7 protein-coding genes are annotated in these 17,606 nt (G+C 37.0%); 4 read left to right on the forward strand and 3 right to left on the reverse strand.

Going from position 1 to position 17,606, the window contains the following annotated elements:
- Positions 1-78 precede the first annotated feature (78 nt).
- Positions 79-831 (reverse strand): CPBP family intramembrane glutamic endopeptidase, encoded by a 753-nt coding sequence (locus tag EI546_RS01830; RefSeq protein WP_128248943.1) that lies wholly within the window; start codon positions 829-831, stop codon positions 79-81.
- A 533-nt stretch (positions 832-1,364) separates the two neighbouring features.
- Positions 1,365-7,286, reverse strand: coding sequence for a carboxypeptidase-like regulatory domain-containing protein (locus EI546_RS01835; RefSeq protein WP_128248944.1), 5,922 nt, complete (start codon positions 7,284-7,286; stop codon positions 1,365-1,367).
- Between the two features lie 505 nt (positions 7,287-7,791).
- Between EI546_RS01835 and EI546_RS01840 the strand changes: the two genes are divergently transcribed.
- Together EI546_RS01840 and rapA are read left to right on the forward strand one after the other, a co-directional pair.
- The gene (locus tag EI546_RS01840; protein ID WP_128248945.1) at positions 7,792-8,349 is read left to right on the forward strand and encodes an REP-associated tyrosine transposase; all 558 of its coding nucleotides are present in this window, start codon (positions 7,792-7,794) and stop codon (positions 8,347-8,349) included.
- A gap of 397 nt (positions 8,350-8,746) precedes the next feature.
- The gene (gene rapA, locus EI546_RS01845) at positions 8,747-11,581 is read left to right on the forward strand and encodes an RNA polymerase-associated protein RapA (RefSeq protein ID WP_128251507.1); all 2,835 of its coding nucleotides are present in this window, start codon (positions 8,747-8,749) and stop codon (positions 11,579-11,581) included.
- Positions 11,582-12,191: 610 nt separating this feature from the next.
- Here the strand turns inward: rapA and EI546_RS01850 are convergent.
- The gene (locus EI546_RS01850; RefSeq protein ID WP_128248946.1) at positions 12,192-15,326 is read right to left on the reverse strand and encodes a metallophosphoesterase; all 3,135 of its coding nucleotides are present in this window, start codon (positions 15,324-15,326) and stop codon (positions 12,192-12,194) included.
- A gap of 301 nt (positions 15,327-15,627) precedes the next feature.
- Between EI546_RS01850 and EI546_RS01855 the strand changes: the two genes are divergently transcribed.
- Together EI546_RS01855 and EI546_RS01860 are read left to right on the forward strand one after the other, a co-directional pair.
- Positions 15,628-15,900 carry a hypothetical protein gene (locus EI546_RS01855; RefSeq protein WP_128248947.1) on the forward strand — a complete coding sequence of 91 codons (273 nt, stop codon included), beginning with the start codon at positions 15,628-15,630 and terminating at the stop codon, positions 15,898-15,900.
- Between the two features lie 474 nt (positions 15,901-16,374).
- Positions 16,375-17,217 (forward strand): M28 family peptidase, encoded by an 843-nt coding sequence (locus EI546_RS01860; protein ID WP_128248948.1) that lies wholly within the window; start codon positions 16,375-16,377, stop codon positions 17,215-17,217.
- The last annotated feature ends 389 nt before the right edge of the window (positions 17,218-17,606 follow it).

Here is a 17,606-nt window from a genome sequence, read left to right on the forward strand (position 1 = left end):
ATTATTGAATTTTATAAAAACCTTCTTCTGGAAATCCCTGGAGATGCGGACACAATGCGAAAAATAAAAATAGATATTTCATTTTGTGGACGCCTGAGCGTAAACTGTTCTAGAAAAATAATATACCACAGGAACCATTAATAATAAGCAAATTGCAAAAAGATAATTGGGAGAAAGAATTCCTGGGATTGTATTGGTCTGGATAACATTATGCGTAACAAAGAAAAAAACATTACCAGCCCAATGCATAGCTCCCGTAAACCACAGGGTTTTAGTTGTTATTACAGGAATTATAAAAACAATTCCGAGCATGAAAATGTAAAACCAGGATTCGGGACCATCCGTGAGGCGATATATGTGGTTAAGTAAGTAAATTAGGGCTGAAAATATAATCAGCCAATAGTGTTTTATTTTGGCGTGGAATTGTTGGTATATAATTCCCCTTGTAAGAATATCCTCTGAAAATGAGGACAACAAAACCCCAAGAGTAAAGGGAATGCCTAGTATTACGGCAGTGCCAAAATTCGGAATTTCAATCACCTTTTCGAAATTGGCAGAAAGACTGATTATATAAGGAATAGCATAGAGAAATATTCCCATGGGTATGCCCAAAGCGAAGAATCTAAATGCTTTTATCTTAAATGGAAGTCCCCACGTGGCCAGACCTTTCCCCGAATACCAATTGCCAAATATCCAAGCCAGCAGAAAGAAGAGAATTTGAAAACCCAAAAAGCCAACAGTGCTGTTCTTAAACACGATCATAAATTCCGCGCAGTGATATACCACAAAGAGCGTGGCAAAAGTGATCGCAGCTTTTAAACCATTTTTCACTTTACGGACTTGGAGTTTTGCTGTATTGAAATTAAATTAAATTTCACAAAGATAAAGAGCCTTTTGAGAAAATATTTTTGTTCCAGCCGGACTATATATTTGTTTTCTAAATTCAATTTAATCCTGAGAACAATAATTTAATTTCCGGACAAATAGGTTCGTACAGAAATTTCTCAATCAATTATTCGTCAATCACGGATAAGAATAGGTATTTAAAGGAAAATACATTTGGTAAGAACGTGATTTCTATATTTAACGGCGAAATTATGGTAGGAAATGGTCCATTTAATATCCGAAGCTGGAGAAGTTTCAATGTTCTTTTGAAAAAGTCAGATATATTCCTATGAGACGCTTCCCAACAATTTCTACGTTAAGAGAACTGAGTTCGATATTGACAACAATATTGAGAAAACATAACTCGAGAATATATTTTTCAATAAATAAAAAAAATGACTTTTCCCGTTTTAATTTAAGTTTCAAATCCATACCTAACAGGATTTTGAAACCTGTTAGGTCTTGTGTTAACTTTCAGATCACTCGATGGACACTTTTTTAATCGTGTTATTAGCGTTGAACGTAGGAAAATACATCAGTTCAATCTTTGCAGGATTTAGCGTGTAATGTCCGGAATACCTCGGGACTAACTTAACTTCAAATTCGTGTTCTCCTATTGGCAGTTTATCACAAAAAATCGTGGCTTCATTTTTAAAGTTTTCTCTGTGGCTTTCATACCTATTTTTGGATTGCGTACTTGCGTAGGAACAGCCACCTGGAATTGGAACGTTGATCAAAACATATTCCGCGTCCTTTTTTACTTTCACTTTTACTAAAAGGCTTACTTCCTGGCCCCCTTTTAGTATTCTAGTATTGGGTTCTCCAAATTGGGTGCTAATCTCAAAATCTCCTGCTTTTTCTTGTGGATTACTTTCCCAATGCGATTGGTGACTTGAAAAATAGACAGGATAGTCACCAATTCTGGTAACCGAAATTTCTTGATTGGGAACTACACTGAATTCATAAGGAAAAGTTTCAATAACCTTATTTATATCGCCTTTAATGAGAAGTTTAGGGGAAATAGGTTTTCCACCAGCGTGAATGAAATCATCAAAAATAGTTTCTACGATTTGAGCGGATTCAAAGGTGTTTCGCCAATAGCCGTTCTGACGTTTTTCAAAAAAATAGTTTCTCATTTTCGAGAGTAACCCCGAATGACCTAAGGTATCGGCTTTTAGGATTTTATATGCCAACAAAGTATTATGGATGTTGTTGTTTAATATGTTTGAAATGTTCTTTTCATCCGAAAAATAAACATTCCCAAAAAGTGTTGTCTTTTTGTTTTTAAGGATTGAATCCAGATGGTATCCCATTCCATGTACTTGCTGAAGTTCGGTGAGCATTAGCCGCTCACTAAACTCAATTTTATCTTTTCCTTCTAGTTTTTTGATGTAGTAAGAATAGTCCAATTTCGCGTCAAGCAGATTTAACGTTCTTAAAATGCGATAGGTTTCATCAAAATTTGATGAGGTCTCCAATCTCCAAATCATTTCTTGAACAGTTTTTGTTGGATCTAATTTTACTGTATAGCCATCATTCTTTGCCCACGCCAATGCTTCCAGTATCTGCAAACTCATCCAATAACTATCCTCTGAATCTTTCCACCATCCCCATAAACCGGATTTTTTTTGATTTTTCAGCAAGAGGGAAATGTGCTTCTTGATACGCCTTTCGTTTTTAAAAGGTACATCTTTAAATGTTGCTAATTCCTTCTGCATCAACAACATCTTCAGCTTTGAAGCTACTTGCTCGTTGCATAGATACCTATATCTGATTACGTGATCCATTTCCTCATTGAGTACCTCCAAGACATCGGCGCGAGCATATAAACTTATCGGTCCATAATCTTGATGGAAGTTTAAATCAATTTTTGTATTGTCTTCCAATACATAAAACTGCCCTTCTGTTTTAACCAAACCTTGAGGATAAACAGGAATCTCACGCAATTCCCCATCAAAATAACCATCGGATTTTTCTAAAACATATTTCACCGAAATAGAATCTTTAGCTGTAACCATCAGAGTGTCAATTATTGCGTTTTTAAAACGTTCTGTTTTAGAGAATTGAACAACGTTGTTAACCTCATAAGTTATGGTCGCTTCCTGCTCAGATTCTGTATAATTGAGTGCTTTTCCTATAGCGTACGCGGTGTCCTGCACTATCAAAAATCTTGGAAGTGTGACTTGTGCCATCAATGGCTTGTAGGATTTTATGGATTCTTGTGTTTGTCCCGATTGTTTCTTTCCGTTCATCGCCAAATAGAAGGTTTCCCAGTTGGTGATATCGTCTGGAAAAGTGACTTCAAAACTGACTTTGCCATTTATGTCAGTCTTAAGTGTGGGCTGCCAAAAGGCATCATCTGAAAAATTTTGTCTCAAAGAACTACCCTCCAGTGCACTTTCATAAAAAGCATTATCAAAATCCGCTCCCTTGTCCTGCAAATGCAGCGTTGAAAGCAATTCGGAATCATTAAGCTCAATAATAACCACTCCGTTAGCGCCTCTTGCACCGTACAAATTGGTAGCCTCCAGTCCTTTCAAAATTTGAATAGATGTAATTTTATCCTTGTTTATTTTTGCGAAATCTCCAGTATATATCATCCCGTTAATAATATATAAGGGTTGGGAATCACTGGATAAACTGTTTATTCCTCTAATTGTTATTTCATTTTCAGAACCGGCAATCTCCAAACCACTCACTTTACCGGCTAAGGCTTTATCCAGACCTGCGCTAATTACAGCATCCCCAAAATTTCGAGAAAACGCATAACCAGTTACAACAACTTCTTCCAAAGCAGATCCTGCTTCAAGTTGAATATCCACTCTGTTTCCCTTTGGAATAATTTCTTGTGGATCGAATCCTACATAAGAAATTACCAACTCTTCTCCCTCATTGATAAAAATGGTATAGTTACCATCAAAGTCTGTTTGGACGCCTCTCGATGTACCTTTAACAATAATATTCACCCCCGGAAGGGGAAGACCGGAATCATCTACTATTGTTCCATCTACCCGAAAAGTGCCTTCAGTTGAAAAATAATTCTGAAGGGTCGTATTAATTTCTTTTAAACCTGTGGTTCTGGATTTTTCATCAAATTTTCCAGCAGAAATGATGTCTTGAATGATTCCGTCCAGAGTTTCGCTGAAATCATCTTTTTTTAAGGCTGTTAGTTTATGGACTCTTAGAAAATTTAAACCGTTGATATCCACGTGAACATCATCAACAATATGATATTTTTTATCAGGGTAGAAGAAAATCAGTTTATATTTCCCTTTGGTCAGTTGATGGAACAACCGGGAATCGCCTGGATAGACTCTTACAAAATTTGAATCATCTTCCTTGAAAATAAAGATATTCAATAGGGCTTCTTCTGAATCTTCTTCATTTTCAATCTCTAATAACAGTCTGCCAAAGCCATTTGTGGTGTTTCTTGGATTTTGAAAATAGTCCCAAGTTGTCCTGATAGTTTTAATAGAACTTAAGGACATTTCATTAATTTTTTCTGGTGTCAATACGAAGTAGTGAATGCTTTGATGACTTGGGTAACCGAACCTATTGTAAAGGTATTTTGGATATCGCGACCTGTCGAAGTTCCTCATTTTCATCTTATCACCTTGAAACTCATATTCAAAATAAGGTTCGTGAACAAAAACATTTCTGATACTATCGCCCATTCTGAAAGTTACGGTACCTGAAACAGGTCCCGCCAGATTGTTATAAGAATATTTTGAATGAGGCGTCAAGAGTTGGGTATTACTTCCGAACTGTATAAAAGGAAATTCGTTTTGAAAGGTATTTCTGTATGGAAAAATATAACGATAGAGCGATCCTTGTTCTTGATCGTTCAACTTGCTTTTCGCCTTTATCCGTTCTACTTCTGCTAAAGAAATAGATTCATCTAAACTGAATATGAGTTTTTGATTTTCGGGAAAATAAACCTTGTTTATGGTGAAAATATTGTTTCGTGTTCTGAGTTCAACTTGATGATATCCCGGTGTTACATTAAATGAATAAGGACGTTCATTTGTAGACCAACTAAAATAAACAGGTTTATTATCTACGTAGATAATGTGGATCGGAACCTGTTTTCCATCTGAAAACACATAAGGGGCGAACTGTGTAATAGAATCGCTGGGATAAAATGAAGTGCGGTAGATTTCATTTCTTGGATAAATAAATTTGTAGTATTCAATAGAATCCAACCCTATTTTATTTTTCCAATATTCAAAATCAAGTTGACGATCCTCAGCTTTATTCAGATTATTATTGTTCAGGTTGAAAGTGTTGATAATATTCCTATCCTTCCTCCTTTGCCCTAAATAGGGCAGTTGGGGAGGAGTGTACCCAAACTTTTTGGTTAGGGAATAAGCCGTGATATCAACGCCCTCTACTGGATTTCCCTTATAATCGGTAACAGAAAGTTCGATTGTGGAATTTTGACCGGGATATACCAAACTGGGCTGCTCAACTTCAAGGGTCAACGCCTTGTCCTTTATGGGAACTGATATGTTTTCAGTTTTTACTTCTCCACCCCAAATATATTGTATTGATATTTGATAATTTTCAAGCGAGTGCAAGCGTTCGTATTTTTGAAAAGTGTCGCTATATCCCGATGAAAGTTGTTTGTTTTTTAAATAGGTATTGTAGTTGAAAAACAAATTTCTCGGATTGATAACTTCCAATTTAATGGAATCTGCTGTCCGATTTCCGGAGATTTGAAGGAGCGAGGACTGGGCAGAAATATTGTATTTCAACTCTTCATCTCCAGAGTGTAAAACGTAAGTAGAGTAGAAGGGGTTCAACTTTAATTTTATAGGGGTTTCTCCTTCAAAAACCAAGGTTCTATTTCCAAAATTGTCTTCCCCAAATACTTGGGTTTCTCGGTTTGTGGACAATCCATTATGCTTAAAAGCGATGCTGATGGAATCTTTTTCCAGTTTGGCTTCCAAGGCTTCATCTAAATGGAAATAGGTTACTCTTTCATTTTTCAGGAGAAGCTCATTGTCTGAGGTTAAAAGTTTTACTTCGAGATCGTATTCAAAATTGGCAGGCGGGAACAACGAATCGGAAATTTCAATTTTCGTTTCCGAAGATGGTTCCAACTTTCTTTCAACATAGCCCAGAGTGTCGGAAATAAAGAGTTTGTCCTTAAAAAAGGAAATCGGTCTTTTGGTCCGCATAACAATCTGGACTCTTGCATCCTGAAGTACCAATTCGTTTTCATCAGCTGCTTTAATGTAGAGTTCAAGAGGTTCGTTTCTGTATTGATTCCTTTTAGGCAGTCGAAGATGTAACTGATTTTTTGCCAATTCATAATCTTCATAACTAAATGAATTTGAAATCAACGTGTGTTCCTTTTTATCCTTCAGTTGGATGGCATATTGGGTGTCGAGTCTGAGTTTTAGGGAATCGTGAAGGAAGAATTGATATTCATATCCTCCTTTGTCATAAGGTTCCAGATTTGTCAGGGATATGTTCTGCTTATTGCCAAATAATGAAACCGCCACTGTTTTGTCGAGTGGTCGACCTCTTTTATTGACTATAAAGCTTTTAAACTTTACAGTGTCGCTCGGTTTATATTTAGGTTTGTTAAAAACTAAGTAGCCTTTAAAGTCCGCTCCTTTATTTTCGTAACAATGACTATCGTCAAACAGGCATATTACTTTGTGATAGAGTTTTGCAAAAAAGTTTTCAGTCCTTCTAATAGTACCTGAGGACCATCCATCGACAATGGATTTTACAGCGTCTACAGGCAGATCGACAACAAATTTTACCGGGGTCCAAACATATTTTAACGGGGTGCCGTACAATACCTTTCGGGAATTTCTCCTAAAGGCCGAGTTGTTGTAATTTCTGTCTAAGTAGTAAAAGGAGGTTTCCCCTAAGTAGGTGACCTGTAACAATCCTTTTTTATTTGATTTTCTAAGTAAAAAAGCCTGAATCTCGTCGTTGTATTTTATCGACCTATTTTTGATCTTGACCTCAGCATCACGAATCAAAGCCCCATTCAAATCATAAAGCTGAATAACTAGGTCTTGATAGTTGTTCAACAAAAAGACCTCGAGATTCTGAACCGTAGCAATTTCTATCTTTTGGATATCTCTGACCGAATACGTTTTTAGATAATGTCCTGGCCCTAATTTTTTATCATAGCTATCGCCTGTTGCGAAGGAGTCAATCAAGGTGTGGAAATAATCCGTTTCTATATCGACATTCTTTTTTGAATATATCTGTTTGGCCTCGTCATCAGAAATCTTAAAAATATATGTAAATGGACTTGATTGCCTGCTCTTTAATAATTCCTGGGCAGCGAGGGAAGAACAACCACAACCAAAGACAATTATGAAAATAAACTTCAGGAGAATTTTTAAGGTAAGGCAGCTGATAAGGCTATGATGCATTTCTATTAGTCAAGTTTCAATCCGTTTTGTCAAGAAAATATATCCGATAGTTACCGATAAGATGAAAGAGATAGGTGTATATTGGGGACAATTCTCATTGCTATCAAATATACCAAAAAATATCCTTGCCATTAAAACCCCAAAGGTTTCCTCCTACGCTGAAAAAGCTTGTGCCTCCGCTAAAGCTTCTGCGACACGTGGGCGGCGGACAAGTTTCAACCTTTGGGGTTTGAAAACGCTATAACCGCTAAAGCTTCTGCGACACGCGGGCGGCGGACAAGTTTCGACCTTTGGAGTTTGAAAACACTAACTAAACTTGAAGTCTTTCTGTCCTCTAAGCGGCGCCGCTAGCGCGAGCGTCTCGCTCGTGCCGATATAGTTGCTCACGATGTTTAGGCGACGTTCGCAATGACCACGCTAGATAACTTTCTCGCGCCATAACTATATGAAACGGCAATTAAAATTCAATTATCTTTATCTTCCTAACTTGTAAATTTATCGAGCAATGAGCAGGAAATATAAATTTCACAACCCCTCCGCAGCATATTTTGTTTCATTTGCGGTAGTTAATTGGATAGACGTTTTTACTCGAGAAGTTTATTTCAACGTAATTACGGATAGTTTGAACTATTGCCGAAACCATAAAGGAATGGCACTTTTTGCATATTGCATAATGCCAAGCCACTTACATTTGTTGTTTCGAGATGACAAGGAAAATCCGTCGGGATTACTTAGAGATTTTAAAGGTTTTACCTCAAAAAGAATGATTGCTACAATTATGGAAAATTCTCAAGAAAGTCGGAGGGAATGGCTACTATGGATGTTTAAAAGAGCAGGTATAAAAAACAGCAATGTAAAAGAATATCAATTCTGGCAACAGAACAACCATCCTATTGAATTGTGGAGTACCCCGGTGATAAAGGAAAAATTCGAATATATCCATAACAATCCCGTAACGGCAGGATTGGTTATGGAGGCTTGGGAATGGAAACACAGCAGTGCCCGAAATTACGCTGAACTCGATTCTGTAATTCCCATTGATGAAATTGGCTTTTTAGGATAATGAAAAGCCTTAGCAAAGTCGCCCCACAAACGCTAGCGCGAGCGTCTCGCTCGTGCCGGTTGCCCTGCTCACGGTTGTGGAGGACACGGGCGGGACGCCCGCGCCAGCGGTGGGGAAGAACGTCGGCAAAACTCACGTAAACACTAGCGCGAGCGTCTCGCTCGTGCCGATACAGTTGCTCACGCTCACAGGTTGTGGAGGACACGGGCGGGACGCCCGCGCCAGCGGCGTTTGAAAACACTAACTAAACTTGAAGTCTTTCTGTCCTCTAAGCGGCAATTAAGCGTGGAAAGACCTCACAGGTTTTTGAAACCTGTGAGGTCTGATGAGCTTCGATTACCGATATTTGCAACCACATAACCTCCGCAATACACCAAATAAATACGCCCCAACATCAATGAAAAATACAAATGGTTTTTATCCCAATCAGCGCTACACCAGCAAAGGTGAACCCGAACTGGGGATTGGCATTCTAACAGAATCCAACAACCGACAGGTAAAAATATATTTCCCCTTATCCAATGAAACTAGGATGTATGCGATGGAAAGTGCGCCCTTGCGTCGGGTTGTTTTTAAAGCAGGCGATACCATAGAAGATGTAAACAAGCAAGCAATGCTGATTGAGAGGGTAGGGATGGAGAGTGGTTTATATACGTATTATGGGAACGACAAAAAGATCTCGGAAGCAGATCTTGGCGATGTTTCGATAAATTATGGCGTGGACGACAGGTTCTTTATGGGGGATGTGGATACTCCGCAAGCTTTTGCTTTGCGTAGGGAAACCCTGCAACATGAATACGAAAGAAAAATTTCTCCTGTACATGGATTTGTCGGGGGAAGGATAGATCTTATTCCACACCAACTCTATATTGCCCACGAAGTGAGTTCCCGCTATGCGCCGCGTGTTCTGCTTTCAGATCAGGTGGGTCTGGGAAAAACTATTGAAGCCTGCCTTATTATCCAACGTTTATTATTGAGTGGCCGAATTTCGAGAGTGCTTATCCTAGTTCCGGACTCTTTGATACATCAATGGTTTGTGGAGTTATTGCGAAAATTCAATATGTGGTTCCATATTTTTGACGAAGCTCGGAGTGCTTCCCTAGATGACAGTTCTCCGGACGGAAACCCCTTTCTTGCCAATCAATTGATTCTTTGCAGCACAGAGTTTTTGGCAGCTTCCGAAAAACGTAGCAGCCAAGCCCTAACCGCCGGTTGGGATATGTTGGTTGTCGATGAAGCCCATCACCTGGAATGGTCTGGGGACAAAGTGAGTCCGGAGTATGCCGTTGTGGAACTTTTGAGTAAAGTGGCGAAAGGATTACTGCTTCTCACCGCTACGCCGGAACAATTAGGAGAAGAAAGCCATTTTGCGCGTCTGCGGTTATTGGATCCAAACAGATATACGAGCTATGAGGATTTTATAAACGAAACTTCCGACCATAAAACCATTGCCAATATCGTTGAGAAATTGCACTTAGGAAAAAATCTGAATTCCAAAGACATAAAAATCCTAGAGTCGATTTTTATGAAAGAACGGATTCAAGCCGTGATTAAAGGAGCCGAAATGGCAAAGGACAACCTGATTGAAGATCTACTCGATCAACATGGCCCTGGACGTGTTTTATTCCGAAACACCCGATCTGCCATGACCGATTTTCCAAAGCGAAAGGCACATCTCATTCCTTTAAAAGCTAAGAAAGATCCTTCACTTTGGCTTCAGCGATTGACGGATGAGTTTGCCCGGGATATGAATTTAGAGGAAACTTCTGAAGAACAGGAGTTTTGGTTTAAGGAAGACCCTCGCGTTCAATGGCTTTTAGATACGTTGAAGAAAATATATCAGGCGAAAGCATTGCTCATCTGCAAGAGTAAAGAAAAAGTTCTGGCATTGGAAAAAGTATTGACCCAGCGTGCCAATCTAAAAGTAGGCGTTTTTCACGAAGACCTCACCATTGTACAACGGGACAGAAATGCAGCTTGGTTCGCAGAATCGGATGGCGCTCAAATCCTCCTTTGTTCTGAGATCGGAAGTGAGGGTCGCAATTTTCAATTCGCCCATCACCTTATCTTATTCGACTTACCGCTGCATCCCGAATTGTTGGAGCAACGCTTAGGCCGCTTGGACAGGATTGGCCAGACAGAAGATATACACATTCATATTCCATATCTTCTCCAAAGCCCACAGCATAAACTGGTGCGGTGGTTTCACGAAGGCTTGAATGCCTTTGAAAAAAATATTGAGGGCGGCTATAAAGTTTACCAACTATTTGGAGAACGCCTGCAAGATGTTTTCAATTCTCCTTCCGCCACAGATCCTGATCCGCAACTGGAAGCCTTGATTGCCGAAACCTCAATTTTTCAAAAAGAACTTCAAAAAAGCCTTGCTGAAGACCGTGATAGATTACTGGAGATGAATTCCTTTCGACCTGCAATAGCTGAAAAAATAGTCGAACAAATTCAGAAAGAAGATCGGGATGATACCCTTGAAACCTATTTCACCAAAGTCTTTGAATATTTTAATGTGGAAATGGAAGACCTTGCCGCCCGAACCTACTTTTTGCATCCTGCTTCAGAAATCACCGAGATTTTTCCCTCCATTCCGCCTAAAGGTATAAGTGTTACTTTCAGTAGAAATTACGCGCTTAGGAGAGAAGAGGTTAGTTTCCTAACTTGGGATCATCCGCTTACAACGGAGTGCATAGACATGATGCTAAGCTCCGGCACCGGAAGCGCCAGTTTTGGGATCCTACATAACGCCAAAACCCCGGGCCTTTTACTTGAGATTCTTTTTGTTCTTGAAACATCGAGACAACAAGGGGTATATATAGACCGTTTTCTTCCCAATACTCCCTTGCGAATTGTTGTGGATCTCCACGGCAACGAAGTAACAGATAGCTATTCTGTTGAAACATTCGACAAAAATTTGACTCCCGGCCCAATAGAGCCTTTGCTGGATAATGAAACCTTGATAGAAACTATCCTGCCCAAAATGATTGCCGCAGCCACAAAAGTCGCTGCAGAACAGAGTTCAAAAGAAATTGCAAAGGGACTGCAAACCATGAACCTCACCCTGAATCATGAAATAGATAGGCTAAAAACCCTTCAAACAAAAAATAAGAACATCAGGCCCGAAGAAATTGAAAGTGCCCTTGAAGAACAGACAACATTGGCATCACTTATTAAAAATGCCAGAGTACGGATGGATGCCATGCAGGTTATAATAATAGAGTAGGAGGTGGAAAAAATTAAAAAGGACGTAAGACAATAGGACTTAGGACGTAAGATGAATAATAAGTGAAATTTTTAAATTTTTGGTATTTCTACCGAGAATATCTCATTTGATACTAGGCAATTTGCAACCCGACATTTGAGTCCTTTTTCATTGCTTTATTCGAGTGTTGTTCGAGTGTTGTTCGGGTTTTGTTCGAAGAATGGGGGTATTCTTCGAACAACACTCGAACAAGTATGCAATAAGTCCCGAATGGGTCTCGAACAAAGGAGGTTTTAAAACCTATTGATTATAGCAATGTGGCGTTCCCAAAAATTAGTAGTTAATTTTTATACAAGTCTCCATTTCTGAGAATTTGGGGTAAGATATTAAGGTAACAATTTACCCTATTTAGCAGTTTACTTATTGCCTATATTGGCCTTATAAAAAACTTTACTCTTTCGCTTATCCATTCTTGGTTTATTCTAACGGGAATTTCTCATTTCGGCATGTGGTTTGAATGTAGTAATATTCGAAAGGTTTTGACTAGTTTGTCTTTAGAGGTTCTCAGGAAGAGTACTTAATCAGATGCCGTATTTAAAAAAAACAAAAGATAAAGGCTGCCAAAATTCAATTATTCAAGCAAAATATATTTTTTCATTTTATTTTTAGATTCTAGTAGATCCTTAACTATTCTTTCTTTTAATCTTTTTGGGAGTTTTTGAGTCCTAATTTTCAAATCCGAGATCAAATCTAAATACATCGCTTCATTTTCTGAACCACCTTTGGATCTTTTGTATAGATATTCGGTTAATTTGTAAAGCAAGAAATTCTGCACTGGTACTGTATTAGCACTTTTCACTAGATATTTTAAATGGATATTAAAATTATTTCCTTGTATATCAGAGAATAGAGCAATAGAAAGATATTTTTCAATCTCAGATTTCGTGTTAGAAATACCTTTTTTCTCTTGTAATATTTTGTCAAGAATTACTACTTCCAATTTCTGTGTCCCTAAGTGTGAATTTAAAGATTGTTGAATGAGATAAGGAAAATTTTGCAATAGATAATCCAAAGAAATATTTTCAGGAATTGAAGGAGGAAGTTTTCTATGTTCAATTATATACTTGATTAGTAGTTGTGTATAAAGAATTGTGTATGTTATATTATGTTTTATGATTTCATTATAGGCACTTTTCTTCAAATCAAGGTCCTCGATTCCTTCTGAATTTCTGAGAACATTGCACATTATTAACATCATTCTGTCAAAATCAATTTTCTTATTATCCTTATTTTCATTCTTATTGTGGGATATTCTATTTAATTGTTCATCTAGCTGCCTCTCAGAAATTTCATTGGTCGGCCTATTTTCTTTAATTTTAGCAATTTCAATATTTCGAGCTAATGGCTCGGAATATTGAGTATTTTTTTTAATAGGAATATTAAAGTACTCATCAGGATTTATATCTGTTAAAATGAAATTCATTGGGTCAAATACTTCTTTGAACCTTTGAAAAATTAATCTAAAGGTATCAATATCACTTCTAACAAGTCCTGTATAGTAATCTATTTCTTTAGGGTAATTAAAATATCGAGTTTCATCTAAAATAAATTTTTTAAATTCCGTGTTATCTTGCATTCTTTTTGCTACAAAAAAATGAATAAAACATACTTGAGAAAACCTTACTTCGTTTCTATTATTTTTAGTGAATATTTTTCTTTCTAATAAATAATTAATTATAACATCCTCGTCAAAAGTGAATCCAACTTTTTCCTTGAGGTATTCATGAATGATGCTATGAAACTCTGTATATTCTAGAGTATACAAATTATCTTCCTTTCTTATTATTTTTTCAGCTATCATTGATATTAGTTGTATTTTATTTTTAGAATCGAAATTTTTTCTATAAATATTTTCTTTATTCAGTTTCTCTAAAATTAAATCAATGTATATTTCCATTAAAACAGCTTGGTTAATTGGTTTTTCCTGACTGTTCTCATGACACCAAAGATATAAATGAACAGATAACGCGTTCGGTGGCAAATGATATGAAGTAAAAGTTTTTACAAGCTTTTCTAAATTTTCATCATTTTTTGAACTATTATCGTAGGGAAGCCATTGTTTCATTATTTGCTTAATTTCTTTGGTTTTAAGACCTCTAATAAAGTGATATGAAAATGGTATAATAGAATAGTTTATAATTTCAGGAGGAATAATACCAAGGTTATCATGAATGTAAGAACAGATAAATCTATTTTTTGGAAAGTCTCGGTAGAATTTATGAAGGCGATTAATTTGCGCACCATAATTTTTCGATTCGTGATAACTTAAATTATCAATAACAAAAATAAACTTCCCCTTTTTTAATATTTCCCTAACTATATCAGATCCTAATCGGGTATATTCTTTAATTATTGTTGTGAACTCTTTATTTTTAATCTCATTAAAATCAATGAACACCGGAATCTTAAAATAAATATCATAATCATCTATGAATTCAACTATAATTCTAAATAATAAACTTTTCTTGCCAGATTCTTGAGGACCAAGAAATAAGATATTCTCATTTGAGTTAATAATGTCTCCAAAATTTGTCTCAGTAATTTTTTGTTCATAAAAGCTTTTGCCATTATCGATAGGAGGATATATAAAAGCATTTTTGACAGTTATATCCTTATCATTTCTTTTTCCTGTTATGAAATGATTATTCATTTCTAAATAATGATCTTCAATGATATTTTCTATAGCCGTGCGATAATTTTCAATATTAACCTCCGTGTCTGCAACCGGTCTTCCATAAATTTTTTTTCCCTTGTCTACTAGATCGGTGTTATCTACAAATATTTTTTGATTATGATTATATTTCAAATAATAGCAAGTAATATTTTCATTATAATCGATAATAGTAAATCCGTTAACATAATCAATGTTGTTAGTTCTTATTTGATTCAAACCTGATGAAGAAACATTATGAAAAACTGAACCTGTAAAACCCGTTGACATATTTGAAGCACCTTCATGAACATGTCCAGATAAAACCAAATCGTAATTTTTATTTACATGAGATATCATTGTTTTTTTTTCTGCTTTAATTAGCCAATCTAATTGATGATGTATTAATGCAATTTTTATATCACAATCTGAAATAAACTTGAAATTGTTATTCAATTGAGTCTCGCCTATAATTATGTTATTAAAATCATCTTCCCCGTAACATCTCCATGAGGAATTTATTGAACTAATTCCAATGGTCCTATTCCCCAAAGTAAATTTGATTGAAAAGGTGAACAATGATTGAATTTTATCTTCTATAATATTTTCATAAAGTTTACTTTCAAAAATTTTATAATCCCTAATACGTTCAATTCTTTTATAGGAATTTGTTTTTTCAGCGTTGCCAATAAAATCTATAATTTTTTCACTAGAAGTTAACGTAGATTTTAATCCGTTCTCATCAATTTCGTCGTCAGCCGACCTATTTATATCGTGATTTCCAGGACATATTATAAACTTTGAAATGTCTAGCTTTAAAAAATGAATTATGGGTTTAATAATGTTTTCATTAAATTCTTCAAATGCTAGATTAGCCTTTGAAAAATCTTTTCCACCCTTATCTATTAAATCACCGGTGAAAACAACCAAATCAATTGGACGATCGTTTTGAAATTGATCTAATTTTTCAAAAAATGAATCTTTATAAAAGTCATTCCAGTCGCGTAATGTTCTTCTATTTAGATGAAAATCTGTCAAATGTAAAATTCTAATCATATTTTAATTATTAATGATATAAGACAATTATATAGAAAAAGAAACTCTAAAAATTATTTCTTGATGATAAGTCATTCAAGGAATCTATTTTATTAAAATCATCAAAGTTTGGAAATAATAAACGTTTTCGTCAAAAAACATCCTGAAATCAAATATATTAAAATTTTATGTTCATTTTAACAGTTTCATACATGAATTGTTATTTTCATTAATCTTAATTGGTTGCTAGCATTGCCACGCTCTTCCGCGCGATTGCATCGCGTGGTTTCCCAAACTTTAATACAGTAACCACATTCCTGGAATGGAACGCGATAAAATCGCGCACCAGCGGGGGATTTCCGCCGCCACAAAAATTGCCAAAGAACAGAGTTCAAAAGAAATTGCAAAGGGACTGCAAACAATGAAGCTCACCCTGAATCATGAAATAGATAGACTAAAAACCCTTCAAACGAAGAATAAAAACATCAGACCCGAAGAAATTCAAAGTGCGCTTGAAGAACGGGCAACATTGGAATCGCTGATTAAATATGCGAGAGTGCGGATGGATGCCATGCAGGTTATAATAATAGAGTAGGAGTTGGAGACAAGACAGGAAACAGGAAACAGGAAACAGGACACAGGACACAGGACACAGGACACAGGACACAGGACACAGGACACAGGACGTAAGACGTAGGACAGCTTAAAACCCCAAAGGTTTTGAAAACCTTTGGGGTTTGAAAACGCCCGATCCAGGATGCCATGCAGCTTATAATAAACGAATAGCAGCTTAAGGGAACCAAACAACTAGAACCAAAGTGCTATAGGTTTTTCCAACAGACTGAAATCCTGCCTGCCAAGGCACGACAGGCAGGCACGACAGGCAGGTCTGTTGCACCCGCCTGACGGCAGTCAGGTTCGTGAAATATCTAGGGCATCATTTGCAGCCACATTTATAGAGAACGAGTAAATTTGTGAAAATTTGTGCAATTCGTGGCAAACCTTTTTAGAAGCTGATCCAAGATGCCCAAAAGCACCTAATTTAAACTCTATTTGATACCAATAAAAAATGGAAGCCAACATAGAAAACTTATATAGACATGTAGCCTTCTTGACCTCCATATACCCTTATCGAAACTATAAAAATATTGAAAGCCTTCAAAAAGCAGCAGCTTATATCGAGGTGGAAATGAAGGAAATTGGTTTGCCGACAACCAGACAACAATGGGAAGCTAAAGGGAATACATACGAAAACATTTTCGCCCAATATCAGCCCAAAAAAACAAAGCGCTTTATTATTGGCGCGCATTACGACGTTTATAAAGAAAGTGCGGGGGCAGACGACAATGCCAGTAGTGTGGCGGGCTTGATGGAAATCGCGCGAATGCTAACTGAAATCTCATTGAATTTAGATTACGGAATTGATTTCGTCTTTTTCTGTTTGGAGGAGCCTCCCTTTTTTAAAACCGATAAAATGGGAAGTTATATCCACGCAAATTCCATTGCAGATACCGACAAGGATTATATAGGGATGATCGCTCTTGAAATGATAGGTTATTATCGCGAAGAAAAGCAGATTTCCAAAGATGATTCTCTCTATAAAAACCAATTGATCGTTTCCTGGATTAAAAGGTACGACGCCTTTAACAAGAAAATCTCCCAGCTGCTGAAAGCCAATGGAAAAATGGACTCCCGGCGTTTATCCTATGCAAATGATTACCTAAACAACTGCCCTTCAGACCATCGCAATTATTGGCCCTTCCATATTCCCGCAGTAATGGTTATTGGCACCGGCGGCCATGGAAACCCACATTACCACACAAATACAGATACCATTGAAACTTTGGATTTCGAGATTATGAGGGAGGCGGTGGGGAGTATTGGTTATACGTTATTTAATTTTTCGGAATAAAAGTGGCGTAAGACGTTAGGACGGTAGATGTAGGACAATTAGGAGGTAAGATTTTTTAAATTGCAACGCTAGCGCGAGCGTCTCGCTCGTGCCGATTGCTTGCTCAGATAGTGTGGGACACGGGCGCGACGCCCGCGCCAGCGGGGAGTATTGGGGTTGCTTTGTTTAATTTTTTGGAAAAAAAATGACATAGGACGGTAGAAGGTAAGACGTAGGACGATTAGGAGGTAACATTTTTAACTTTCAAACGCTAGCGCGAGCGTCTCGCTCGTGCCGGTTGCTTGCTCACGGTCGTGGGGACACGGGCGGGACGCCCGCACCAGAGGAGGTTATTTAACTTTTCTCTATAAAACACCTTACAAGAGAAATAGCTTTGTTGGGAGTATTCT

The sequence above is a fragment of the Aequorivita sp. H23M31 genome (genome assembly GCF_004022485.1).
GTDB classification, from domain to species: domain Bacteria; phylum Bacteroidota; class Bacteroidia; order Flavobacteriales; family Flavobacteriaceae; genus Aequorivita; species Aequorivita ciconiae.

Excerpts from the sequence above, each read along its gene's own strand:
- EI546_RS01835 (WP_128248944.1), bottom strand. The coding sequence starts at position 7,286 with ATGCATCATAGCCTTATCAGCTGCCTTACCTTAAAAATTCTCCTGAAG.
- EI546_RS01840 (WP_128248945.1), top strand. The coding sequence starts at position 7,792 with ATGAGCAGGAAATATAAATTTCACAACCCCTCCGCAGCATATTTTGTT.
- rapA (WP_128251507.1), top strand. The coding sequence starts at position 8,747 with ATGAAAAATACAAATGGTTTTTATCCCAATCAGCGCTACACCAGCAAA.
- EI546_RS01850 (WP_128248946.1), bottom strand. The coding sequence starts at position 15,326 with ATGATTAGAATTTTACATTTGACAGATTTTCATCTAAATAGAAGAACA.
- EI546_RS01855 (WP_128248947.1), top strand. The coding sequence starts at position 15,628 with ATGGAACGCGATAAAATCGCGCACCAGCGGGGGATTTCCGCCGCCACA.
- EI546_RS01860 (WP_128248948.1), top strand. The coding sequence starts at position 16,375 with ATGGAAGCCAACATAGAAAACTTATATAGACATGTAGCCTTCTTGACC.